This is a genomic window from Nocardioides bigeumensis (genome assembly GCF_039531755.1).
Lineage (GTDB): Bacteria > Actinomycetota > Actinomycetes > Propionibacteriales > Nocardioidaceae > Nocardioides > Nocardioides bigeumensis.
Genome location: NZ_BAAAQQ010000007.1, coordinates 241,594 through 264,629 on the forward strand (window position 1 = coordinate 241,594; position 23,036 = coordinate 264,629).

Below are 23,036 nucleotides of genomic sequence, written 5' to 3' on the forward strand. Positions count from 1 at the left end.
ACGGCCCTAGCGGGCCGCCCCCGTGGTGCCGTGCCAGTGCACGGCGCCCGCGTGCTCGCTGAGCTTCATGGCCAGGACGACCACGATCGTGACCATGAAGATGGCCAGCAGCGCCTCAGCGGCGGCGAACTCCGCGAACAGCAGCGCGACGAATCCCGCGAGCAGGCTGACCACGGCCGCGTAGGTCGCGACGAGGCCGAATCCTGCGAGCCGGTCACCGCGCGCGATCACCCAGTACGCCAGACCACCGAGAGCCAGCCCTACGGCCGACATCCCGCGAGCGTCCTCGATGAACGGCATCTCGCCACGGACGAGGTAGCCGACGTAGGGCACGGCGACGGCCGCCACCAGCGTGGTGGCGACCAGGTCCTTCACCTTGAGCCTCATGGGGCACCTCCTTTCACCACCTCCAGCCTCGCGCGGCCGACGCCGTAGGAGCAGAGGACAAGGTCGCCTGCCCGGAGGGCCTTGGACACCATGCCCACCGACACCAGCCCACCGACACCAGCCCACCGCCACGTGGCGCCCGGGACCCTCGGCCCCGCGCCACGGGACGTTCAGCCCTGACCGGACGCACAGCGGGCGGCGAGGCTGGAACCAGACAAGACCGAGGAGCACGGCGATGACCGCAACCATGGACGACACCCAGGCATCCGACCTCGAGGTGCGCATCTACGACCACGACCACCTCGTGGGGCGCGAGTGTTGCGCCAGCGAGGAGGCCATCGGGGAGATCGTGGACCGCTGGTCCGACGCGGCCACGTTGTTCGTGGTGGCCGACCACTCCGCTCACACACCTCCCCACACACCTGGCCACACACCTGGCCACACACCTGGCCACACACCTGGCCCTCCCTCGGCTCCGCTGAAGGTGACGCTGCGCAGGGACCAGGTGGACGGCTGCCCCCTCGCGCTCCTCCCGCTGCCCGACTACGGCACCGAATAGGCGACGACCATGGACATCGAGGCCATGGTGACGAACGCTCGCGCGCTGGTCGCGCCCGGCAAGGGAGTGCTGGCCGCCGACGAGAGCACCCCCACGATGGCCAAGCGACTGGCGGCCATCGACGTGGAGTCGACCGAACCGGTGCGACGTGACTACCGCGAGATGCTGTTCACCACAGACGGCCTCGACGAGCACATCGGAGGAGTCATCCTCTTCGACGAGACGGTCCGTCAGTATCCTCGTCCCTCCACAGCGAACGAGAGCGGTGGAGGTGAGCAGGATGGCCGACACGTCGAGGTGGGAGAACCTGAGGGCTGCCCGTGAGGCGGTGACGACCGTCGCGTCGTCGAGAGCCGGGTCGTCCGCCGCCGCCGTGACCGCGGCGCTGCGGCGCTAACTGCGCTCGGAGCAGTACCGCGACCGGACGCCCCCAGAACCGGCCCCGAAACCGACCCCGAACTCGACCTGGACACCCGGGTGGTGACTCATGAGGAAGCACCGACTCGGCCCGGCCGTGTCCCTGGCCCTGACGTTGGCCCTGACGTCGGCCCTGACGTCGGCCCTGTCGGCGGCGCTGCTGGCGCTGCCGCCGGCCCCCGTCGACGCCGCGGTGTCCCCGGTGCGCGCGAGCGCGTCGCCTGAGACACCGACGGTCGTGTCGATCACGGCCTCACACCGCCGCGGCCACGACCGGGTCGTGTTCCGCTTCGACGGCGGCCTCCCCGAGCACGTCTCGGCGCGCTACGTCGACCGGCTGGTCGGCGACGGCTCAGGGCTTCCGGTCCGGATCGCCGGGCAGGCGGTCCTGCGCGTGCGGTTCTCGGACGCCCAGGCCCACGACGACAGCGGCGAGACCGTCGCCGCGCGCACGGCGTACGCGCTCCCCAACGTCATGACGACGGTGCGGGCGGGCGACTTCGAGGCTGTGACGACGTACGGCGTCGGCCTGGCCAGGCGGACCCGGTTCCGGGTCTCGTCCCGGGAGAACCCAAGCCGGGTCGTCCTCGACGTCCGGGCGGCGTTCCGCACGGTCGACCGCGAGGTCTATTTCTTCGACCGCGACGCCTACCTGGCCAACGAGGAGCCCTTCTTCGTCGCCACGAAGCGCCCGGTGCTGCCCGGGTCGCCCGCCACGGGCGTGATGGACCGGCTCTTCGCGGGACCGGTGCCGCGCGAGCACGCAGACGGGCTGCGGCTGTTGCGTTCACATGCGACCAGCTATGACGACCTGGGGATCGCGGACCGCATCGCCCGTGTGCGTCTGACGGGCGGTTGCAGCAGCGACGGGTCCACCGTCACCGTCGCCGGCGAGATCATGCCGACGCTGAGGCAGTTCGCCAGCGTCGACTGGGTGAAGGTCCTCGCCCCGGACGGGACGACGGGCAGCCCCACGGGCAACACCGACTCGATCCCGGCGTGTCTCGAGCCGTGAGCGGCGCGAGGCCGGCGAGACGTGACGTTGCACGAGGAGGAGATCGGAGATGACGACGCACAGCCCGGTGGTGCACTGGGAGATCGGGGCGCGCAACGCGCCCGCACTGGGGAGTTTCCTGCGGGAGATGTTCGGGTGGGAGGTCGTGCCGGCCGGTCCGGAGTACTGGCTGGTCCCGGACGGGCACAGCGGCATCGGAGGAGGGATCCTCCAGGTCGCCGACGAGGTGCCGTCCTACCTCACCTTCTACGTGCAGGTCGAGGACCTCGAGCAGGCCGTCGAGCACGCGATCGAGCTCGGCGGCAAGGAGGTCATCGGCCCCATGACCGTGCCCGGTGTCGGACGCTTCGCGATGTTCGCGGACCCGGAGGGGCACGTCCTCGGCATGCTGGAGCCCGCGCCAGGCGAGGTGGCCTGACTCCCTCAGACCCCGGGAGCGCGTGGCTCGAGGACCACGACGGCGGTGGGTCGCGGCCTGAGTGCGGCGTACTCGTCCAACCGGTCGTCGATCTCCGCCCAGCGCGACCACAGCCGGTCGCGCTCCGCACCCTCCGCCGCTCGGGCGTGCACGCGCACCAGCCCGTCGCGCGTCAGCGCGACCGCCTCGGGGCGGGCTTGAAGGTTGAGCCACCAGGCGGGCTCCGGCGCACCCCACCCGTTCATGGCCAGCGTGACGAGGTGGTCAGCGTCCTCGAAGTAGCCCAGCAGCACGTCGCGGGGACGGCCGCTGTACCGGCCGGTGGTGGTGAGCCGCAACGTCCCCCACCGCTTCGACCCGGCTCGCCAGAGACCGACCCGGCCCCGCGACACCCGGACCACCCAACGGTGCGCGTGCCAGAAGGCGTGCACGAACCAGCGCGGCGGAGCGTGCACCGGACGACGCCGCGCACCCGTCGTGGGACTGGCTCTGCCATCGGTCGGGCCCTCGGTTGGGCGCTCGGTCACTGGTTCGAGCCGACCAACGGGGCGTTGCGGCCGGCGCGACTCCTGCGGCCGTGACGGGCGCGCTCACCGCCCGTGCGCGGTTCGGCCCGCAGCTGCGGGGCGTCCTCGGCTGCCTCGTCGCGGGCTGCCAAGTCGCTGCTGACGACGAGGACCGGGCACGAGCGCGCCGCGAGCTCGTCGCCGACCGCCCTTCGATCGCGCTCGGCCTGCGGGCGTCCGGCGCCGACGACGACGAGGTCGGCTTCATGGCCGCGGGCCAGCAGAGCCTGGGCAGGGCGGGAGTTCATCAGGAAGGTGCTGACCCCAGGGTCGTACTCCAGGACGGCGGCGACTGCGCGATTCAGTGCGGCCATCGCCGCACCCCGCGCCACCATGTAGCGACCGGGGACATCGCGGATGAACACCTCGTCCGCGTCCGGCCAGACGGCGACGATCTCCAGCTCCCACCCCCGGTCACGCGCGATCTTGGCCGCCCAACGCAGGGCGTCCATGCTGGAGGCCGACCCGTGCACGCCTACGACGACGCGCCCGCTGGACGCCTGCTGTTCCTGTCGCGCTCCGGTCACCGGTCATCCGCCTCCTCGTGGGGTCCAGCCTCTCGCCGCGACGGACGTTCCGACAGGGCAGAAGGTCCCGACCCCTTGGACGTTGCGGCGCGCCTACGCCGGCGCCGCCTCCGTCGTCCATCCTCGGCGGATGCCCCACTGGGCGGCGGTGTAGGTCGCCATCACGGCACCGTCGAGGCCTGGCCGAGGTCGGCGCAGGACGAACATCTTTAGACCGATCAACCCGTCCGACACCACGAACAAGACGGCCCCGGGCAGGATCGACGCCCGGCCCCGGTCGGCCCCGGGCTCGACGGCTCCGCGACGAGCCCGGCGGCCAGCAGCGGCACCAGCGCGGGCTTGGTCAGCCACCTGGCCCGGCGCGGCCCCAGGCCGGCGGCGAGCAGCGTGTCGACACACGCCACGACGACGTAGGCGCGCTCGACCTCGACACGGGTGGGTGCCATCACCCCAGACTGACGGACCCACCCCGCCCGCACCACCCCGCCCGCACCCCCTCCGGATCACCGCTCGCGAGCGTCAGAAAGCCTCAACCACCTCGGCCCTCGTCTCGTGGCTCCGGCCCATCTGGCTCGTTCATACCCCCAACGCGAGGAAGGCCGCGGCCGCGCCCTCGCGGACGGGATCGCCTCCGGCGGCAGAACGGGCGCGGAGCAGCGCACCTGCCAGGTCGTCGCCCGCTTCGAGCCCGGCGTGGGCATCGACCATCACGCTGACGGTGGCCTCGTCGTTCACCACGGCCACGCTGGCGACGACGCCGGCGGTGCCGACCGCCAGCAGGGCGGCCACCAGGCCGAGCAGCTCGCCGGCGCCCACCGGCGCGAGCACGCCGGAGTCGCACGCGGACAGCAGCACCCGAAGAGGCGGTGCTCCCATCCGTTCGAAGTCGTGCACCAGCAACGGCCCGTCGGCGAGGTCGAGCGAGGAGAAGAGCGGCGACTCGGCGCGGAAGTGCCCGTGCGCGGCCACGTGCGCGAGGGTCGCGCCGTCGAGAGCCTCGAGGGTCGCGTCGACCGTCGCGGCTTCGTGACGCAGGACGACGGCGGCCGGGTGGTGCGGCGCGACCACGTCGATCTCGGCCCCGCCCGTCGTGAGTCCCGGCCCGGAGACGAACACGACACGGTCCTCTGCATCAGAAGACTGCGCTCGCTCGAGCGCCATGAGCCACAGCCTCCCGGAGGGTACGACGGAGTGCGGCACGCAGGCGAGCACCGGCAGGAGTCCCCACGGGGCGGCGTGCAGAGCCGATGTCGGCGACACGACGATCGGCCGGTCCGCCACCCAGCGGGCCACCTTGGGCCCGAGCAGAGCCGCCTGGAGACGGACTCCGGCTTCGGCCAGCGGCGCCGGCCGCCCACGCGCCGCCTGACGAAGGCCGTAGCGGGCGAACTCGGCCGCCCGCTCGGCCTCGGCGACCGGACCCACGTGCTGAGTCCGCACTCGACCGCGGGTGGCGACCACGGCGTGCAGCTCGCCCTCGATCTCCACGAGCTCGACGAAGGCGGCGTCGCCGGTCTCGGCGACCAGACGATCGACGTCCAGGCGACTGTCGACGGCGAGTCCCGCCCCCGCAGTACGCCGTGTCAGCCGACGGACCTGGTCCTCGAGCCGGGCGCGGTCCCGCTCCAGTCGTGCGGTGTCTGCCGCGTCCGACCGCGCGAGCTGGAGGCGTCGCCCGTTGTCCCGCAGGGCCGCGAGTCCGGTGGCGAGGTCATCGTCCTCCGGCGGCCGGACGGGCGGCTGCGCCAGCGACGTCGCCCGCCAGCGCTCGCTCCACCGGAGAAGTCGGCGGGCCGGGCCGTCGACGGCCGTGGCCAGGGCGAGAGCGGCCAGCTCTGCCCCGTGTCCGCTCGCCAGCGCCCTGAGCTCTGAGCTGCCGAGCGTGGCGCGGTGCCGGTCGAGCTCAGCGAGCCCGCGACCGCAGGCGACCAGCACTCCCCGCCGGTCGCCCCGGCTTTGACGGTCGAGGGCACGAGCAAGCCACGCGCCTGCCTTGACCAACGCGGTGGGATGCGTCCTGTACGTCGCCGCCCGAGCCAGGTGCTCCGCGCGAGCCGTGGGGTCGCGACCGGCAGCGGTTCTCGCCGCGAGTAGCCAGCCGATGACCGCCTCGTCCGACCGGTCCTCCTCGAGTGCGGCTGCGGTCCGGGCCGCGGCTCGGGTCAAGGAGCCGTGCATGACGCCGGCTCGCTCGCGAGCGAGCAGCCCCACCAGCTCGGCTTGGTGGGTGAACCAGTCGCCACCGGACCGCCGGAAGAAGCGCGATGCCGTTAGGGCCTCCGTCGCGGCACGCTCGTGGTCACCCACCGCCAAACAGGCCTTGGCCAATCGGAGCCGGAGCTCGGCCCGCTCTACGGGGACGCTCGCTCCGCGGCGCAGCTGGTCGTCCACGACGACCACGGCCTCGGCCGCCAACCCGGCGATGAGCAGGGCGGTCGACCGCTCGATCACCAGCAAGGTGGGGTCTACGTCGTGCTCGTTGAACTCCTCCTCGCATAGATCGAAGAGCGTCAGGGACGCGGTCACGTCACCCTTGACGTAGGCGATCACGCCTCGATTGAGGAGCATGAGCGCCGCTTCCGCGCCGCGGTCGAGCCGGACGAACCGCTCGCGGGCCAACGTGGTCTGCGCCTCGGCGGTTGCGACGTCACCCACCCCGAGGTGCATGAGCCCGAGGAAGCCTCGAGTGCGGGCTTCCCAGACCTGGTCCCCCAGCTCGCCGAAGACGCGGAGGGCCGCACTCAGGTCGGCCAACCCAGCGTGATGCCGTCCCAAGATCCAGGCGAGGCAAGCCCCTCGTCGCATCAACGCTTTCGCCGCCAGCGAGCGGTCCTCCGTCTGCTCGATGGCGGCGTCCAGCAAGGCGAGTCCCCGGACGGTGTGCCCTTGGGAGATCAGGGTGACACCCAGGGAGGCGCGGACATCGGCGGCCCTGTCGACGTCCCCGGAGCGGGCGGCCAGTCGCAACCCCTTGCGGAGCTCGGCAACGGCCTCCGGAAGGTCCCCGGCCGTCCGCAGCGCCAGTCCGAGTGCGTGATGCCCGACCGAGGCCCACCAGGGATCCGACGTTGCTGCAATCAACGTACGCGCCCTGAGCGCGGCGACCTTCGGGTCATCCAGCGCAAGGTCGAGGAGCGCTGCTGCTGCGCCTTGCTCGCCTTCGCTCACACAGCCCCCCTACTTAAGTCTTTCCCGCATCGTCTCGCAGGTCTAGCCTGCTTGAGGGTGGTCATCTCAGGGGAGGGAGACGGCGATGTCGACTGATGAAGAGCTGAGGGCCGAGGCGAGACTGCGTCTCGCCGCACAGCTGAAGATCCTGACCGCCCAGCACCCGCGCCGGCTGGAGTGGTACGGCGGAGACGCTCTGGGCAACGAGACCCACGACCTCGCCGACTTCCGGTTCCTCTACGACCCGACCGGATTCCTGGTGCGGGTCGGGAGCGAGGGTGACGTCAACGAGGCCCTGGACAAGTTGTTCGTCGTGGACGACCCTCCGGACCCGACCAGCGACCCCGAGCTCATGGCGCTCGACCTGGTGCGGTTCCCGCTGCCGAAAGCCCGCAAGGACGGCAACGAGCCGAGGGTCCTCGACGCGCTCGACCTCATCGACGCCGAGCTGGACATCCCTGACGAGATCGACCAGAACAACGAAGAGCACATGCGCAAGTTCGTCGCCCAGCCCGACCACTGGCTCCACATGTGCCCAGTCGGTGGCGGCAGGATCTGCCCTGCCGTCGAGCCTGAGGTCACGCAGGCGACAGCGCCCTACCCGCCACAGGACAACCCGTCGTTCGGCGCCGGCGTAACCGTGAGCGTCGTCGACACGGGGTGGCACCCGCCGGCGGCACTCGATCAAGACACCCCCTGGTTGGCCGGCGTCGACGGTGACCGCGAGAACTACAACGGAGAGGTCGTGCGCAAGTACGCCGGCCACGGCACGTTCGTCGCAGGCGTGGTCAAGTGCTTCGCGCCCGCGGCCGACGTCCGGGTCGAAGGGTTTCTCACGAAGACGGGAGCGATCCGCGAGTCGAAGATGGTCAAGCAGCTCGGCCAGGCGCTTGCGCTCCACAACCCGCACATCATCAACCTGTCCGCGGGCAGCACGACGCGGAAGAACCGTCCGCTGTTGAGCTTCGAGCGGTTCTTCGACAAGCGGCTGAGCCCGCTGGACAACGCCTGCCTCCTGGTGGCCGCCGCGGGCAACGAAGGGGTCGTCGATGACTTCTGGCCGGCGTCGTTCGACTGGGCCCTGGGCGTCGGGTCGTTGGACCGGGACGGCGAGGTGTCTTCGTTCTCGAACTTCGGCAGGTCCGCCGAGGTCTACGCCGTCGGCCATCGCATCGTCAACGCGTTCCCGACCGGCCGCTACACCACCCGCGAGCCACCGCATCCCGGCCAGCGGCGCTACTTCACGACGGGTCTGGCGCGCTGGAGCGGCACGTCCTTCTCGGCGCCCATGGTGGCCGGACTGGTCGCTGCCGAGCTGGGCAGGCGAGGCGACGACGATGTCATGGCGGCCAAGGATGACGTCCTGGCGAAGACGCACGACGTCCCCAGCCCCGCCAGCGTCGCCGGTGCGGCGCCGATCATGGTGAAGGCGCTGCAGGTCCCGCAGTAGGAGTGCTGTCAGAGCACGATCCACTCGGTGACGAAGCGGGTCGGTCCGCTGCGCACGGCGAAGCGCACGAGTCCGTGGTCCTCGCCGGTCAGGGTGAAGAAGCCGGACGTGTCGGGCGTCGCCGACCGGACCCTGCCGTCGGCGGCCTCGAAGTCGACGTTCCCGGCAGCGTCGCCGGCCAGGCGACCGACGATCTGCTGGTCGCTCAGCTCGACCTCGAGGCTGAAGCCACCGCCGGTGAACTCGAGGACGCGTCCGCCGTCACCGCGGACCGCCCCGGCACCGGCGGCCATCGAGTCATAGCTCAGGGCGAGCAGCTCCTGGTCCACCGTGCGCCAGGTGTACGCCGCGAACGCAGCCTCCTCCCAGTCGGGCGGCACGTCGGGGTCGGGCGTCAGCACCTCACTGACGAGGTCGGCCATGACATCGAGGTCGTCGTCACCGAACGTGGACATGGGAACCGTCTCCTCCTGCGGCGGCCGCCGCGTCCGTGTTGCCAGACCAGGCCCTCATGGCCTTCGTGTTGCGCAGCTGGGCCAGCGCTCGTGCCCGGGTGGGGCCGATGCTCCCGATGGGGATGCCCAGGGTCTGACTGATCTCTTCGTAGGACAGAGGAGGTTCGGCGACCAGCAGCTCCAGCAGGCGTCGACGCTGCGCCGGCAGCTCGGCCAGGCCGTCGCGCACGGCCTGCGCGCGTTCCGCCTTCAGGACCAGGTCGTCGATCTCACCGGGTGCCTCGATCCGCTCGATCCCGCTGTCCTGCGGGTCGACAGGCGTCGTCCGCTTCTTCATCTCGATGATCCGGAGCGCCTCACGGCGTGCCGTCGTGGCCAACCAGCCGGGCAGGGCCCGCGGCTCACGCAGCTCGTCAAGGTGCTCGACCAGCCGCAGCCACACGGTCTGGTTCACGTCGGCCGCGTCGGCCGGCGAGAGCCGCACCCGGTTGATGACTCCCCGGACAAGCGGCAGGAGCTGCCGGACCAGGTCGTTCCAGGCCTCGGCGTCCCCAGCCTGCGCGGCGGAGACCAGCTCGGCCACGGTCCTGTCGTGCTCCATCGCCGCCCTCCTTGCGGGCCACTGCGTGCATCGGTTGCTCATCCGCTTCGCCTCCTCGATGCAAGTGGGAGAGCCAACGGGTCGCCCAGATACACAGAGCCCGCGATCTCGAGGCAGGTTCAGGTCCACAGTCCTCCCCCGATCGCCGGGCGACAACTCCATTCTCCGCACCGACGTATCAGCGGCGTGGCCCGGCCGTCCTTCCAGCACTGATCGCTCGCCAGAGAGCATCCACTGAAAGGAAGTCACCATGTCCAGCTCCACCATCGCCAGTCGGCTCTCGGCGACTGCTCTGCTCGCCGCGCTCCTGATCGCCGGGACCGCTTGCGGAAGCCAGACCGCGGCCGACATCGCCCCGGCCGCCCCGGGCGCCGGTCCCTCGGCCGAGCCCGAGGGCAAGTCGCCGCGTGCCCTCGACGCCGACGCCCGTCGCGCCGAGCAGGGCCAGCTGCCCTCGCCGTCCCCGGCCGCGCCGGGCAAGCGGCTGCCGGACGCCCGTCCCTGACGGGCTCCACCGCACCACTCCGGCATCGCCCGGGTCCCGCGAGGGCCCGGGCGATGTCCCATTTGGCGCCGGTACGCCGACGCCTGGTCTAGCCCGCCGGCGACCCGCTCGAAGCCGTCGTATCTGCGGCCCCGGTCACCGGTCCCCCTAGCGATCCGCTTCCAACCAGTGGGTCCCCCAACGAAAGGAACACCATCATGTTTCACTCCACCATCGGCCGCTGCGGGATCGCAGTCGCCGTCACGTCTGTGTTCTTCGCCGCTGCTGCATGCGGGACGCAGACCGAGCAGGTCGACGACGTGCAGCCGGGTGCTCCCGCTGTCGTCCAGGGCTTCCCGCACATGTCCGCCGACTCGGCGGAGCGTCAGGGAAAGTCCGACTACCACCCGCCCATGTCGGCCGACAGCGCCGAGCGCCAGGGTGCCGAGGCGGACAAGGCCGTGGGCGGCCACCCCACCACGCCCGACTCGCGGATCCCCGACTGAGCGCTGCGCAGTCTCGAGTCCGCACCCACGCCGGACGTCGCCCGGGCCGCACAGCCCGGGCGACGTTCTTCGCCTGCTGCTCGCGTCGCTCCGCGTCGCCTGCCGGCCCGCGCGCGTCAGCGCGGATGACGTGACAGGTACGCGTCCCTGGCCTCTGTCAGCGGGTGCTTCCAACCGGCCTCCGCGGCCAGCCCCTCGACGACCCGGAGGACCCGAGGATCGTCGAGCTCGCCCAGCCGCGCGAAGAGGTCCGGGACCCGGGGCAGCAGCCCGAATCCGCCCTGGTCGCCGAAGCGCGGCAGGCCCCGCGGCAGCGGACGCACGTCCAGCTCGGGGTGAGCGTCCACTGCAGGCTCAGGATGCGGCTGCCCACGATGGGCAGGAGGCGCTGCGTCAAGGACCGGAACTCCCCCAGCGGGAGTCGCGCAAGTGCCCGGGCACAGGCGATGGCCACTTGCAGACCGTGCTCCTCCTTCGCACGGTCGACGAGGTCACACAGTCGCTCACCGCTTCCGGCCATCACCTCGCCCGCGACCCGGGTCAGCAACGCCAGGTCGGGCGCCCTCCGCGCGTCCCGGAACGACAGGTCGGGCTCGGCAGCCAGTTCCTCGAGCAAGCTCAGGTACCGCCGCCGTCTCTCCACGAGCGCGTTCTCCAAGGGAACGAGCACCTCGACGGGGTCCACCACGTGCGGCGACGCGGTGAGCGGCGGGAACACCCGCGTCAGGACCTGCCGTTCGTCGGTCGAGGAGCCGCCCACAGGCTTGCGTGGGAACCCGATCATCCATCGGCTCGTCCCGCCGAAGACGGCGCAGAAGCGGAAGCAGACGAGCACGGGGAGCCCACTGACGAGGTGCGCCTTGCCGGAGACCAGCCGCCCGGTTCGGTCGCCGTCGGTGATGTCCCACTCCGCCCGGTCGTCGCCCAGCAGGCGCCACCACCCACGCCGGCGGAGCGCGTGCACCCGCACGGCCGCCGGTTGGAGATCGTGCACGACCAGCACGTCGCCGTTGACGCGGGTGTACCCCGTGTCGATCTGCTCCGCGACCTCTCCCACCCGCGCGTACGTCGCGGCGTCGACACGCAGTCGGCTGCGGCCGCCAGCCGAGACGCGCGGCAGGTCGCAGTGCTCGACCAGCCACTGTGCGGTCTCCTCCGTCCGCCGGCCCGTGACCTCGACGCCCCGATGTCCCGGGTCCAAGGGCTCGACCTCGGCGTTCTTGCGCTCCGTACGCCTGAGCGCGAGCGGCCCGCCCAGCCGCAGGACGAGATAGAACGCCGCGTAGGCGACGGGCACGACCACCCATCCCTGCGCGCTGCGGCCGGCCGCCACGTCGAAGCGATCAGCACCATGGCGGCACTGACCAGCATCCCCTGCAGCAGGGCCAGGCGGAACGCGAAGAAGGCGTACTGGAGCACCGGTACGGAGAGCAGCAACCCGACCACCACGTAGGCAGCCAGCAGCCACGCAGGTGAGACTCCGCCGTCGCGCCCGGCGACGGCGAGCGCGCCGGCGTACGCCACGACGGCGACGGGCAGCCAGGGCAGGACACGCGCGAGCAGCGGGTGGAAGGGCACCGCCATCGTGCCGATGGGGAAGACCCACGTGAAGCCGAGCCAGCGGCCGAGGCGACCGAAGGGGGTGGCGCGACCGAGCCATCCACGCGCCGGACGGGTGGCGCGTCGCTCCGGCATGGGCGCATCCTGGTGCACGCAACGCCGTTACCGCCTGAGTTTCGGGACTTATCCGCCCGACCGACGCGTCGCCGAAGGACTGACCATGACCGTGACGATCAGGGCAGCCGCACCGGACGATGCTCCTGCTCTCGGCGAGGTGATGGTGGCGGCCTGGCTGTCGACGCACCACGGTCAGATGCCCGACGAGGCCTGGCGCAAGCGGGTGGCCGAGTGGACGCCGGAGGTCTCCGCCCGAGGATGGGCGCAGGTTCTGTCGGAGCAGTCAGGACGCGACGTGCCGATCGACGTGCTCCTCGTGGCCGAGGACGACGAAGGACGTCCTGTCGGCCTCGTGTATGCCCGCGAGGGTGACGACGCGTCCGCATCCACCGCGGAGATCACCGCCCTCTACGTCGCCTCGGGTCGTCGCGGCGAGGGCTGCGGGAGTGCTCTTCTCCGCACTGCGGCAACAGAGCTCATACGGCTGGGCTGCACCAGAGCACGGCTCCAGGTGCTGTCCGCCAACCTCCTGGCACGCGGCTTCTACGAGCACCTGGGCGGCCGCGAGGTCGGGCAGGGCTGGTTCGACGAGGACGGGCAGCTGCTGCCCGTCACGTACTACGAATGGGCGTGCGAGCAGCTGGCCGTCCGCACGACCAGCCCGGAAGACCAGCCCGGACGGAGCGCCTGACGATCAGGAGGCGCAGGCGGATCCGCGCGGCATCTTGTAGGGCGCGCCGATGCGGTAGACGCCGGCCTCGGTGGCGTGCAGCACGAGCCAGTTGTCGCGCGGGTTGTCGACACCGCGGTCGGTGGCCAGCCCGGAGAGGCACGGCTGCTCCAGCTGCACCCCATCGGGACCGTCGGCCCCGTCGGTCGGCAACGGCTCTCCCCCGGCGTCCAGGAGTCCCAGCCACTGCGAGTAGGCGACCCGGACCACGATCGGCCCGGGCTCCGGTGTGGAGAGCGTGATCAGGGCGGAGTCGAACGACAGCACCTCCGCCGGCTCGGAGACGAGCGGCCTGGGCCGGCGTACTTCGTAGAGGGTCCACTCGTCGTCGGACCACACGCGGTCGAGGTAGGGCAGTCCGTCGGCGACGAGCGCGGCCTCCTCGACGGCGGCGACGTCGGGCTTGGCCTCGGAGAGCACGACGAAACGCACCGCCCAGCGCCGCAGCCAGCGTTGGTAGGCGTCGGCCGTCAGCGGGACGTCGCGGTAGAAGAGGCGGTTGCGTCCGGCGTCGGCCTGGCGGTTCCAGCCGCGGGCCAGGTTGGCGTACGGCGCGAGGGCAGCCACCTCGCGGTGGCTCGCGGTCGGCACCACCTCGACGCGACCGAGCCCCGCGCCGCGCGCCTCGAGCTGCTCGACCAGGGGCTGGAGGTTGAGGCTCAGCGAGGTCGGAGGAGCGGTGCTGATGGCGTCGCGGGCAGCGAGACCCACCTGCCACGAGACAGAGGTGATCAGGGCGGCGCCCACCAGGCCCGCCGAGAGGGTGCGACCCAGCCGGGCGGCGGCGGACGACCGCGCCCAGTCGCGACCCGGCAGGGTGGCCACCAGGCCGACGCCGGCGAAGATCAGCCCGAGCCGGCTGATGTTGGTGCCGACGGGCGAGGGCACCAGCCACGCGAGCTGGACGGCCAGGAAGTAGACCAGGCCGAGCACGCGCAGCATCCGCCACTCGCGCGGGAAGAGCAGCACGGCCGTCAGCGCGGCGGCCGTCGGCAGCACGGCGGAGTACCACGACATCGGCTGCTCCCCCGACAGCGGGAACAGCCACGCGGAGACGACGACCACCACCAGCGGCGGAAGCCCCATCGCCAGCGACAGCCTTCGGTCGCCGGTGAGCCAGAGCGCCGCCGCGACGAGCCCCAGGATCAGGCCCGCCACGCCGCTCGCTGCTGCCGTGAGAGCGGTGAGCACGACGATCACCGCCATCCGCAGCCGGCGCACGGTTGGGCGACGGCTGAGGTCGGCGGACCAGGTGAACGCCGCCACCAGGGCGGCCAGCCCGAACATCATCCCCAAGCCGAAGGTGACCCGGCCCGAGACGGCGTTCCCGGTCAGGGCCAGGGCTCCGAAGACCGCCGGCAGCATGGGGCTGCTCACGTGGCGACTGCGCTCGAGGAGCAGGGCCAGGAGCGCCGCGGCCACGGTGCCGGCGACGACCATGGTCGGCCGCACACCCAGGAAGGCCATCAGGTAGGGCGAGATGGCGCTGTAGGAGACCGGGTGCATGCCGCCGTACCAAGCGAGGTCGTAGGCGCTTCCCGGGTGGGCCTCGGCGAACGCCGCCCAGGCGTCCTGTGCGGCGATGTCTCCGCCGGGCGTCGCGAGCAGCTTCCACCAGAGCAGGTGCAGCACGCCGGCGAGGCCGGTGGCGACCACGACGGGGTTCGTCCACACCGCGCCCGCGACGCTAGGTGACGCGACGACCAGCGTGGCCGGATCGACCGACGCTTCTTCGACGGCCGTCACGCCGCCTCCTCGCGACCGGGCGTGGACCGGGCTGACCACGCAGGCGGGAAGACGGTCCACTTGCCGAGCTGGACGGCTGCCAACCCCAGCAGCACCCCGGCGATGTCGTCGACGACGTAGTGCCAGCCGAAGTAGACCGTCGCCACGATCACGGCCGCGAGGTAGCCGGCGAGGACCCGACTGGTGCGCCGCAGGCCGTAGTAGCGGGCCATGAGGAAGACCAGCGTGGTGAACCCGACGTGGAGGCTGGCGAAGGCCCCCAGGCTGACGAACGCGTCGGACGCCGAGGGGTCGGCCAGGAAGAAGGCGCGCTCGACGAGGTACTCGGCCTGGGTGTCGGTGATCGGGGTGTGCTGGAGGCTCGCGAACTCGCCGGGAACCTCGGCGTAGGGGCCCAGGCTCGGCAGCAGGTAGTAGCTGAGCGTGCCGAGGATCCACGCCCACGTCGCGGCGCTGAGGAAGACGTAGGCCCTGCGGACGTGCGGGACGAGGGCCAGGCTCCCGACCAGGCCCAGCACGATGACGTAGGTGAACGAGCGGTAGACGACCGCGAGGGTCTCGGCGGCGTACGACTGCCCGAGCAGTGTGTGGAGCAGGACCGCTGGACTGTGACCGAGGAAGAGCGCCTGGTCGACGGCGAGCAGGTCGTCGTCGCGCAGTGGGTTGAGAGCGTTCCAGCTCTTGAGGTTGCGGTAACCGAGGTAGACCACGTGGTAGCCGACCAGGCCGGTGATCACCAGGAGCAGGCGTTGCCGGGTCCACCGCTCACGCAGCACCCGGGCGACACCACCCACGAACCCGTCACGCGCCCGCCGACGTGAGCGGGCCCTGACCACCGCCTCGACCAGCGCGATGACGGCCAGGAAGACCAGGGCCTTGGTGAGCCGGCCACGGAACATCTGTCCCTCGGGGTCGCGCACCGGGATGCCCAGCGCGTCGGACCGCACGACGACCAAGGCCGCCCACAGCACGACGATGATCCAGAACCGCCACACGAACCCGTGCCCGTTCTCCCCGTGGTCGGGGGACACCGAAGGGACGTCCGTCAGGCGCGCTCGCCTGGTGGGTCCCGTCTGGGTCATGGTGGAGTCTCCTCGAGTGCACGCTGCAACAGTCTCCATCGTCGCAGGATCGGGGTGTGCCGAGCACCCTCGGGGGAAGGGCAGCGCTGGGTGCCGCAACGATCCCGAGGCGACGTCAGTGCATCAGGGTGGGCTGGCTCGAGCCCGGCCGCCGCACCGCTGTGCGGTGAGCCAGATCGTGTCCAACCTCGACCAGGACGTTCCAGGGTGACGCGCTGAGTGAGCCATCGGTGGGGCCGCGGAGCTCTGACTTCGACTTCGGCACCATCTGCGGCAGTCGATCATGGCCGTTCGGACATTCCTGACGGAAACGGCACACAACGGGCGCCTGTCAATGTAATGCTGACGCCGCCGCGTTCAGCCAGGAGCGCGTGATGGCACACCTTGGGGAGATGAACTCGCATGACGAGGGGTACAACCGCGCCCGGATGGTTCCCGGACCCGCACGACAACAACCTGCTGCGCTGGTGGGACGGCCAGGGTTGGTCGGAGCACACGACACCCCGCGGCCTGCCCGCAGCGCAGCCGACTGCTTCGCCGGCGACCGCGGTTCCCGTCCCGCCCGCCCGCAGCCCGAAGCCCTGGTACCGACGCTGGTGGGCGATCGCCGCCGCCGTCTTCGTCGCCCTCGCCATCATCGGCAGCTTCATGCCCGACGAGGAGTCTCCCAGCGCCAACGCTGACACGTCTGAGACCGCTCAGGACTCCGACGCCGATGCCTCCTCGACCGAGTCGGAGCCGGAGTCCGAGTCAGAGAGCGACACCGAGACCGAGCAGGTCGCCGAGCCCGAGCCGGTCGACACCGACGGCGACGGAACCGTCGACGACGAGGACGTGCGTCCCGAGGATCCGAAGGTCCAGACCGAGGACGACATCGACACCGACAAGGACGGCGTTGCCGACTACCAGGACGCCTTCCCGAAGGACGCGAAGTACAGCAAGGACACCGACGGCGATCGGGTCGCCGACCAGCTGGACGCGTTCCCCAAGGACGCCGACTACAGCAAGGACTCCGACGACGACCGCGTCGCGGATGCCGTCGACGCCTTCCCGCTGGATCCGAGCCGCTCGAAGATCACTCTCGCTATGGAGAACGCGCTCTCGGCGGCCGAGGACTATCTCGAATTCTTGGCCTTCAGCCGTCAGGGCCTCATCGACCAGCTGACCTCGGACTTCGGGTCCGGCTTCGAGGTCGCCGACGCGACCTGGGCCGTGGGCCAGCTCGGCGTCGACTGGAAGCAGCAGGCAGTCAAGGCGGCCAAGCAGTACCTCGACACCATGTCGTTCTCCCGGCAGGGCCTCATCGAACAGCTCTCCAGCCCGTACGGCGGCCAGTTCACGCTCGAGGAGGCCGTCTACGCCGTCAACCAGATCGGCCTCTGAGACCCAGGAGAAGACGCGCAGCTGGACGCTCCACCCGCGAGGGAGCCGACGCCTGCACGTGCAGGTTTCCGCAGCACTAGTTGATGAATCGCCACACTTTCACGTCGGAGGGTCCCTCATGCGCCGCCTCATTTGCGCCACCGTCATGTCCTTGACCACCATCTCGCTAACCGCGTGCTCGAGCAGCGAGCCCGCGTCAATGCCTGAGATCGTCGGAGAGCGACTGGATGTCGCTCTTAGTGACATAGAGCGCGCTGGGTTCGACGAGGAGGTCGAAGTGCTCGGCGGCGGCACGTTCGGCGTCCTCGACGAGTCGAACTGGACGGTCTGCAGCCAGGAACCGGTCTCCGGCGAGGAGATCACCAGTGCACCCCGCATCACGGTCGACCGCTCCTGCAAGGGAGACGACCAGGGTGACCCAGAGGCAGCCGAATCGGACGAGGCCGCCGACGATCAGGCGGTCGCTGCCCAGCGCAAGAAGGAGAAGAAGCGGAAGCAGAAGGCCGTCGCCGCCGTAAGCGACACGTTCGTCATGCCAGCCCTCGTGGGAATGAATTTGCAGGAAGCCCAGAACAGGCTCCAGGCTCGCGGCAGCTTCCTCCTCACCCAGACCGATGGCACGGGGCAGGAGCGCTTCCAGATGCTCGACTACAACTGGAAGGTCTGCGGCCAACGCCCTGCGGCAGGAACGGTGACCGATGTCGCGACACTCGTCGAGCTCGTGGCGGTCAAGCTGTCTGAATCCTGCTGACGACTGCTGTTCACGCCCCTCCGCGCAGACTGGGCTGCGCCGGCGTTAGAACACCCTCAAGTTTCCAGCTGCACGACGGAAATCCCGGCAGCTGCTAGCGCGAAGTGGACGCCCAGGCAAGTCGAGCTTTCCCACGTCAGCACCAACACCAGCGTGACTCTGGACGGGTGTGGATCGACTCAGGCGAGCTCGATAGGGACGCACACAAGGACGCAGTCGACAGCACTGCGCTGAGCTGTCGTCGAGTGCGTGGTTTCGATCCTCGTCTCGGCAGGCGACCGACCTCTCCAGGTCTACGAGCTACTTGAACTCCAGCTCTGGGCGCGCGGCGCAATTGCCGGGGTCTGGGGGTGTGGTTGGAGTCCTTACCCATGCGTTGCGTACACCGAGGCCGCACTCGTCGAATCCGAGGGTGTTGTGGGTGTTGTTCGGAGCGGTGAAGAGCCAAGCCGTGACCCACGCAGAGGCGTGCTGTTGGGACCACTCGGGTCGTGCGAAGGCGTCGAACTGCCCCGGAATGAAGAGCAGAGGCGTGCCATCGGGATCGGGCGGCGGTGGCGACGCCTGTCCCGGTGTCGCCCACTCCTCGCATGCCCCCCTGTACGGCGAGCGGGCGAAGACCTGTTCGTATGCGGGGTCGCCGTCGACGGCAGAGCGCAGCGCCACCTCGTCGAGACCGGGAAGCTGGTCGTGGCAGAGCGAAGTGAAGAACACGCCCCACGCGAACGACGCCGGTTGGATGCACAACGGGCGGTAACCGGCGCAGAAGAGCGGGTCGCTGGCGACGAGGTCGGCCAGGTGGTTATCCAGTCGACCGGAGGCCGCGTTTGTGATGATCCGCGGCAACCAGCGGAGGTTCGCGGACCCGTCGCCGCCGAGTGAGTAACGGGCGAACCGGAGGAGCTTGGCGTCGTCCACCAGCACCCGGACCCGGTCACGGTCCAGGTTGCGGCCAACCCCTTGGAGGGGCGTCCGCGCAGTGCGGAGCAGCGCGCGCTCCCAGGCCGCCTCGAGGTCCGGGTAGCGCGAAGCGCAGCGTTCGTCCTTGGTGCAGGCCGTGAAGAGCTCATCCAGCGCCGACCTTGTGCCTAGGGCGCCGCCGGTCAGGTCGTCTGTGTGCGGGAACCAAGGCGAATCCAGAAAGGCCCCGTCCAGGCGGCCGGGAAAGTCATGCAGGTACCTGAAGAGCACCCGGGACTGGGTGCCGTAGGAGCCTGCCATCCACCACGAGTCAGCGCCCATGGCGCTCAGGAGGTCATCGACGTCGGCGGCGGCAGCCGCGGCGTCGAAGTTCGCGGGCTCGATCCCCCCAGCCCGCAGGCGGGACGCACATCGGCGTACGCCTTCGAGGAACGCGGATCGCAGATCGCGGTCGGCATCGGGCACCGCGGCAGCCCGGTCCGACAACGCATCGAGCTCCGGGCAGGTCAGGTCCGGCGTGGAGGGAAAGGTGCCACGCATGCCCAGCTGGACGCCGACGTGACGCAGGCGGGTGGCGCCCATCGCGGCGCCGCCGGTGAAGTTCGCCGGGTCTCCGACGTTGGCGCCGAAGGAGGTGCCCAGGCCGGGTTCCGGCTCCACGCCGACCGGCCAAGTCTGAAGGACCGGGAGGTCCAGGGTGCCGCGATCCGGATCACCGCGGTCCTGCGGGACGGTCAGCGTGCCGCACCGGTGCTTGGACAAGAAGGTCGCTTCCACCGCGTCGTCACAGGCGTGCCAGACAACTTGTGGGGCCGCCCTGGTGCCGCCGTCGAGGTCAGGATCGGAATCCCGGTCGGCGTCGTTCGTGCAGGCCGTTGCGGACAGCGCCACGGCCACGACGAGGGGGATGAACGACCTCATGGTTGCCTCTCGAACACGCCTTCGGTGACGAAACGCGTGGCAGCGAGCTCCTTCGGGCCGTCACTCGACTCATGCCCCACAAGGGTTAGGTGCAGGCTTTGGCCGCTTAGGCGCCACCGGTAGGTGTACACGCACGGCGCACACGCTTCGGACTCGCCTGCCATGGTCACCTTCTTGCCGGGGGCGTATGACAGCGTGCCGGCCTCCCCCGGCTCGGGAATCCCCCCCGCTCTCGCGACAAAGATCGTGAACCTGTCGCCACTGACCTTGTAGGTGTAGCTGACGGAGTCGCGGTTGCCGAAGTCTCCAAAGACGAAATCCGCGACCTCGGCAGCCTTGGCTGCCGCACGAGTGACGGTCTTGGAGTAAGCCCCGTCCGGGATCTTCGGGCCCGCCCATGCCGGCGCACTGGACGTGGCAGGCGCGCTCGAGGGTTCGGGCGCGCTGGAACTGGCCGTAGCCCGCGCGGCAGAGGCCTTGCTGGGGGCGTCATCGTCGCTGCACGACACGACGCACATCAACAATGCCGGGAGCGTGATGACTACTCGGTTGGGACGCATCGGCAACCTCCAGCTTCGGCTGAGCCTGTCACCTTCTCAAAGGCTCGGCCAACGAAGCCGGTTGACATCCATGACTGCCGAGATCTGCTCACGGGCTCGCGACCCAGTCGTTGTCGGTGAAGAAGTCCAGACGTGTCCGGCACGGCTCGGCGTCGGCTCCGAGGATCAGCCTGTCGTCCTCGCGGGCCCAGGTGTACTCCCCGTTGCCAAGGTCGGCGCAGACGTCCTGCGCGAACAGGTTGATGCGCAACGTCGTGGAATCCGCGGTGAAGAGGGTGCCCGAGACCACGCCGGAGTACCGGTCGGGGGGCGTGACGACAACGGTGCCGTTGCCGTCGAGCTCGAGCACCCAGCGCCCCGCCAACCGTGCCGGCGAGCTGACCTCGGCCGCGTAGCTACCGAACAGGTCGGAGGTGGCGGGCGGCGCCTGGGTGGGCCTCGTCGGCGCGGGGCCACCCGGCCACGCGAGGACCGCCACCACTGCGACGGCTGCAGCAGCGACCCCCGCGGCAACCCCTGCGCGCCCCCAGGCATGGCGCCGTTGCCCGCGTACGGCGTCGAGGCTGGACTCGACCTCCGGCTGGTACGACGTCGCGTTGCCCTGCAACCCTGCCCGGATGCGCTCGTCAATGGACATCGTCGGTCACCTCCTCGCCGAGCAGCGTGGCGAGCCGGGCACGTGCTCGGAACAGATGCTGCTTCACCGTCGACTCCGACACCTCGAGTGCACGGGCGATGTCGAACACCGTGTTGTCCTCCCAGTAGAAGAGCACCACCACCGCCCGCTGCATGGGACTCAGCTCTGCCACCGCGGCCGCGAGGTCCGGATCGGGCAGGGACGGCATGTCGAGATCCGGCTTGGACGCCAATCGTTCGACCTCGGGGCGCACCCGCTCCCGCTTCGCGCTCTTAACGGCCATCCGCACAGCGACCCGCCGCACCCACGCGTCGGGCCTGTCATACCGCCGCACCGCCGACCAGCGCTGCAGCATCTTGACGAACGCCTCCTGCGCGATCTCCTCGGCCCGACCACGATCACCCACGACGAGGAACACGGTGCGCTCGACCGACGAGTAGCTGGCGCGGAACCACCACTCGAACTCGGTACTCGCCTCGGTCCTCACCAGCACCTGCCCGTCTTGACCCTGTTGTCTCTATTGAATGCCGCGAGGACGATGCCGGCCAGCACCGACCGAGACGGCACACCGAGCAATGCGCCTTGCCACCTCAGCCCCCGGTGATGGCCCGGCAGACCCAACCCACGAAGGCGTCGTCGGTGAAGAACGTGTCAAACAGCGCGTCCACGTACGTGGTTGTCGTCCCGTCGATGGTCACCTGGCCGGTGAAGGTAGGTGCGGCATCGGGCGGCTCCACTAGCGTGCCGACGGCGCGGAAGATTGCTTCGCCCTTCGAGCTGCGGATGTCGTAGAGCAGGCCGCTCGTGATGACCGTGATAGTCGAGTCGTCACCGGGCACCGCGAAGGGCTCCCGGAACCGGACGTTCGCGGAGATGGTCGCAGTCGCCGGACCTGACGGCTCCGTGCTGAGGTAGTCGACGTCATGGCTGCGGAACCAGCGATCGTAGTTGAGGTACTGGGCGTTGTAGTAGCGCGTTTGCCACCGGTCCTCCGTCCGCGCTCCGTAGACCGGAACGCCGCAGGGAAAGTCGACCGGTGCCCAACCCTCGACCAAGTGACGCTCGCCGGTGCAGACAGGGCCGGTCTGCTTGGCCTTGCATACGAACGGTGCGAACGACGAGTCCAAAGTCGTCGGCACGAGCAGCGTCTGGTCGACCTCGTCGGGCGCTTCTGCGTTCGCAGGTCCAACGACGGCGGCGACGAGCAATGCGGCGGCCAGAGCGGCGTGGCGGACGTGAGCCATGGCAGAAGTTCCCTCCCCGGACTCGTTCGGGTCCGTCACCCTGTCAAAGCCCCCAGTCGGCCCTCGGGTTGACAGCCAGGTCCTTGAAGTCGCGGCTTGCGCTCAAGATTCACCGGCCAGGATGGCCGGTCGCTGGGCGCGAGCGCTCCATAGGGCGCTGGCGACGATCGGTCCGACGACAAGATCGAAGACCACACACCTCTTGCACTCGCGGAGCTGCGATCCGTCCGTACGAATGTCCGATGGGCATCCCGTCGGCAGGTCTGTCCCTACAAGGGAGCCCTAGAGCCGCGAGGCGATCGAGCTGAAGGACGTTGCTGCCCGCGGTGCGGCAGGTCTTGGACGCGGAGCCGGATGGGCCGTCCCCGCAAGTGGTGCTCACAAGCGTGCCGACGAGGGGCGTACGAAGAACGCCGAGCCGCAGCGAACGGCGCCATCGCGACCCAGGTCGTCGAGCGCGTCACCGTCGTCGAGCACGACCTCGACGAATGCGTCAAGCGAGTCCTCGACTCCCCGCCGCGTGTCGCCACTTCCTTCGAGGACTACTCGAGCCGGCGCGGCTAGCACAACTCGACCACGAGGCGCGCTGGATGTCCTGAGACCTCACACTGTCGGGCTGACAGTGTGCTGGTTCAGGACAGCGGAAACCCATGTCTCAAGACATAGGAAACCCGGTCGCGGGTTCGATGCTCGGCCATGTCGAAAGCCAGGCTGGTCATCACCGCCGTCGTCCTCGAGGGCCGCACCCAGGCCGAGGTCGCCACGTCCTACGGCGTCTCCAAGGCCTGGGTCTCCAAGCTGATCGCCCGCTACCACCTCGAGGGTGAGACC

The 23,036-nt window shown here is 70.3% G+C and carries 28 protein-coding genes; 12 read left to right on the top strand and 16 right to left on the bottom strand.

The window, feature by feature from the left end; genetic code table 11:
• Window positions 1-6: 6 nt before the first annotated feature.
• Entirely contained in the window at window positions 7-387 is a 381-nt protein-coding gene (locus ABD295_RS08175) for a hypothetical protein (protein WP_344303190.1), read from the bottom strand.
• A gap of 235 nt (window positions 388-622) precedes the next feature.
• Here ABD295_RS08175 and ABD295_RS08180 point away from each other — a divergent pair, with 235 nt between their 5' ends.
• From ABD295_RS08180 to ABD295_RS08195, 4 genes are all read left to right on the top strand, one after another.
• Window positions 623-946, top strand: a complete 324-nt coding sequence (locus ABD295_RS08180) for a hypothetical protein (protein WP_344303191.1) — start codon at window positions 623-625, stop codon at window positions 944-946.
• Window positions 947-955: 9 nt separating this feature from the next.
• Window positions 956-1,270, top strand: a complete 315-nt coding sequence (locus ABD295_RS08185; protein WP_344303192.1) for a class I fructose-bisphosphate aldolase — start codon at window positions 956-958, stop codon at window positions 1,268-1,270.
• Between the two features lie 163 nt (window positions 1,271-1,433).
• On the top strand, window positions 1,434-2,378 hold the full coding sequence (locus tag ABD295_RS08190; RefSeq protein WP_344303193.1) for an AMIN-like domain-containing (lipo)protein: 945 nt from the start codon (window positions 1,434-1,436) through the stop codon (window positions 2,376-2,378).
• Window positions 2,379-2,427: 49 nt separating this feature from the next.
• Entirely contained in the window at window positions 2,428-2,796 is a 369-nt protein-coding gene (locus ABD295_RS08195; RefSeq protein ID WP_344303194.1) for a VOC family protein, read from the top strand.
• A gap of 5 nt (window positions 2,797-2,801) precedes the next feature.
• On the opposite strand, the gene ABD295_RS08200 is transcribed toward ABD295_RS08195, so the two are convergent.
• The 5 genes from ABD295_RS08200 to ABD295_RS08215 all read right to left on the bottom strand — a co-directional run bounded on the left by ABD295_RS08200 (window position 2,802) and on the right by ABD295_RS08215 (window position 7,057).
• Entirely contained in the window at window positions 2,802-3,251 is a 450-nt protein-coding gene (locus ABD295_RS08200) for a nitroreductase/quinone reductase family protein (RefSeq protein ID WP_344303195.1), read from the bottom strand.
• A 68-nt stretch (window positions 3,252-3,319) separates the two neighbouring features.
• On the bottom strand, window positions 3,320-3,889 hold the full coding sequence (locus tag ABD295_RS08205; protein WP_344303196.1) for a universal stress protein: 570 nt from the start codon (window positions 3,887-3,889) through the stop codon (window positions 3,320-3,322).
• Window positions 3,890-3,982: 93 nt separating this feature from the next.
• The gene (locus ABD295_RS21150; RefSeq protein ID WP_425574012.1) at window positions 3,983-4,126 is read right to left on the bottom strand and encodes a lysoplasmalogenase family protein; all 144 of its coding nucleotides are present in this window, start codon (window positions 4,124-4,126) and stop codon (window positions 3,983-3,985) included.
• On the bottom strand, window positions 4,108-4,335 hold the full coding sequence (locus tag ABD295_RS08210; RefSeq protein WP_344303197.1) for a hypothetical protein: 228 nt from the start codon (window positions 4,333-4,335) through the stop codon (window positions 4,108-4,110). Before ABD295_RS08210 ends, ABD295_RS21150 begins: the two co-directional genes overlap by 19 nt.
• Window positions 4,336-4,465: 130 nt before the next feature.
• Complete coding sequence (locus ABD295_RS08215) at window positions 4,466-7,057, bottom strand: CHAT domain-containing protein (protein ID WP_344303198.1); 2,592 nt, start codon at window positions 7,055-7,057, stop codon at window positions 4,466-4,468.
• An 85-nt stretch (window positions 7,058-7,142) separates the two neighbouring features.
• Between ABD295_RS08215 and ABD295_RS08220 the strand changes: the two genes are divergently transcribed.
• Complete coding sequence (locus ABD295_RS08220; RefSeq protein WP_344303199.1) at window positions 7,143-8,507, top strand: S8 family peptidase; 1,365 nt, start codon at window positions 7,143-7,145, stop codon at window positions 8,505-8,507.
• Window positions 8,508-8,515: 8 nt separating this feature from the next.
• Here ABD295_RS08220 and ABD295_RS08225 read toward each other — a convergent pair whose 3' ends face one another.
• Both ABD295_RS08225 and ABD295_RS08230 read right to left on the bottom strand, forming a co-directional pair.
• Window positions 8,516-8,962, bottom strand: coding sequence for a hypothetical protein (locus ABD295_RS08225; RefSeq protein WP_344303200.1), 447 nt, complete (start codon window positions 8,960-8,962; stop codon window positions 8,516-8,518).
• Window positions 8,946-9,563, bottom strand: a complete 618-nt coding sequence (locus ABD295_RS08230; protein ID WP_344303201.1) for an RNA polymerase sigma factor — start codon at window positions 9,561-9,563, stop codon at window positions 8,946-8,948. Before ABD295_RS08230 ends, ABD295_RS08225 begins: the two co-directional genes overlap by 17 nt.
• Window positions 9,564-9,813: 250 nt before the next feature.
• Between ABD295_RS08230 and ABD295_RS08235 the strand changes: the two genes are divergently transcribed.
• On the top strand, window positions 9,814-10,068 hold the full coding sequence (locus tag ABD295_RS08235) for a hypothetical protein (RefSeq protein WP_344303202.1): 255 nt from the start codon (window positions 9,814-9,816) through the stop codon (window positions 10,066-10,068).
• Between the two features lie 197 nt (window positions 10,069-10,265).
• Window positions 10,266-10,553 (top strand): hypothetical protein, encoded by a 288-nt coding sequence (locus ABD295_RS08240; RefSeq protein WP_344303203.1) that lies wholly within the window; start codon window positions 10,266-10,268, stop codon window positions 10,551-10,553.
• 157 nt (window positions 10,554-10,710) lie between these two features.
• Here ABD295_RS08240 and ABD295_RS08245 read toward each other — a convergent pair whose 3' ends face one another.
• Window positions 10,711-11,850 carry a hypothetical protein gene (locus ABD295_RS08245; RefSeq protein WP_344303204.1) on the bottom strand — a complete coding sequence of 380 codons (1,140 nt, stop codon included), beginning with the start codon at window positions 11,848-11,850 and terminating at the stop codon, window positions 10,711-10,713.
• A 483-nt stretch (window positions 11,851-12,333) separates the two neighbouring features.
• Here ABD295_RS08245 and ABD295_RS08250 point away from each other — a divergent pair, with 483 nt between their 5' ends.
• On the top strand, window positions 12,334-12,921 hold the full coding sequence (locus ABD295_RS08250) for a GNAT family N-acetyltransferase (RefSeq protein WP_344303205.1): 588 nt from the start codon (window positions 12,334-12,336) through the stop codon (window positions 12,919-12,921).
• Window positions 12,922-12,924: 3 nt separating this feature from the next.
• On the opposite strand, the gene ABD295_RS08255 is transcribed toward ABD295_RS08250, so the two are convergent.
• On the bottom strand, window positions 12,925-14,706 hold the full coding sequence (locus ABD295_RS08255; protein WP_344303206.1) for an MFS transporter: 1,782 nt from the start codon (window positions 14,704-14,706) through the stop codon (window positions 12,925-12,927).
• A complete protein-coding gene (locus ABD295_RS08260; protein WP_344303207.1) occupies window positions 14,703-15,788 on the bottom strand; it encodes a phosphatase PAP2 family protein in 1,086 nt (361 codons plus the stop codon). The genes ABD295_RS08255 and ABD295_RS08260 overlap by 4 nt, the downstream gene beginning before the upstream one ends.
• A 402-nt stretch (window positions 15,789-16,190) precedes the next feature.
• Between ABD295_RS08260 and ABD295_RS08265 the strand changes: the two genes are divergently transcribed.
• A complete protein-coding gene (locus ABD295_RS08265) occupies window positions 16,191-17,171 on the top strand; it encodes an Ltp family lipoprotein (protein ID WP_344303208.1) in 981 nt (326 codons plus the stop codon).
• A gap of 199 nt (window positions 17,172-17,370) precedes the next feature.
• Complete coding sequence (locus ABD295_RS08270) at window positions 17,371-17,922, top strand: PASTA domain-containing protein (RefSeq protein WP_344303209.1); 552 nt, start codon at window positions 17,371-17,373, stop codon at window positions 17,920-17,922.
• A 300-nt stretch (window positions 17,923-18,222) separates the two neighbouring features.
• On the opposite strand, the gene ABD295_RS08275 is transcribed toward ABD295_RS08270, so the two are convergent.
• The 5 genes from ABD295_RS08275 to ABD295_RS08295 form a co-directional block, all read right to left on the bottom strand.
• On the bottom strand, window positions 18,223-19,740 hold the full coding sequence (locus ABD295_RS08275; protein ID WP_344303210.1) for an alpha/beta hydrolase: 1,518 nt from the start codon (window positions 19,738-19,740) through the stop codon (window positions 18,223-18,225).
• 20 nt (window positions 19,741-19,760) lie between these two features.
• Complete coding sequence (locus ABD295_RS08280; RefSeq protein WP_344303211.1) at window positions 19,761-20,324, bottom strand: hypothetical protein; 564 nt, start codon at window positions 20,322-20,324, stop codon at window positions 19,761-19,763.
• 88 nt (window positions 20,325-20,412) lie between these two features.
• Window positions 20,413-20,961 carry a hypothetical protein gene (locus ABD295_RS08285; RefSeq protein WP_344303212.1) on the bottom strand — a complete coding sequence of 183 codons (549 nt, stop codon included), beginning with the start codon at window positions 20,959-20,961 and terminating at the stop codon, window positions 20,413-20,415.
• Window positions 20,951-21,454 carry an RNA polymerase sigma factor gene (locus ABD295_RS08290; RefSeq protein ID WP_344303213.1) on the bottom strand — a complete coding sequence of 168 codons (504 nt, stop codon included), beginning with the start codon at window positions 21,452-21,454 and terminating at the stop codon, window positions 20,951-20,953. Before ABD295_RS08290 ends, ABD295_RS08285 begins: the two co-directional genes overlap by 11 nt.
• 97 nt (window positions 21,455-21,551) lie before the next feature.
• Window positions 21,552-22,169: a hotdog family protein gene (locus ABD295_RS08295; RefSeq protein ID WP_344303214.1), complete on the bottom strand. Its 618-nt coding sequence runs from the start codon at window positions 22,167-22,169 to the stop codon at window positions 21,552-21,554.
• A 390-nt stretch (window positions 22,170-22,559) separates the two neighbouring features.
• On the opposite strand from ABD295_RS08295, the gene ABD295_RS08300 reads away from it, so the two are divergent.
• Together ABD295_RS08300 and ABD295_RS08305 are read left to right on the top strand one after the other, a co-directional pair.
• Window positions 22,560-22,769, top strand: a complete 210-nt coding sequence (locus tag ABD295_RS08300; RefSeq protein ID WP_344303215.1) for a hypothetical protein — start codon at window positions 22,560-22,562, stop codon at window positions 22,767-22,769.
• Between the two features lie 132 nt (window positions 22,770-22,901).
• A partial coding sequence (locus ABD295_RS08305; protein ID WP_344303221.1) for a sigma factor-like helix-turn-helix DNA-binding protein occupies window positions 22,902-23,036 on the top strand: 135 nt, incomplete at its 3' end.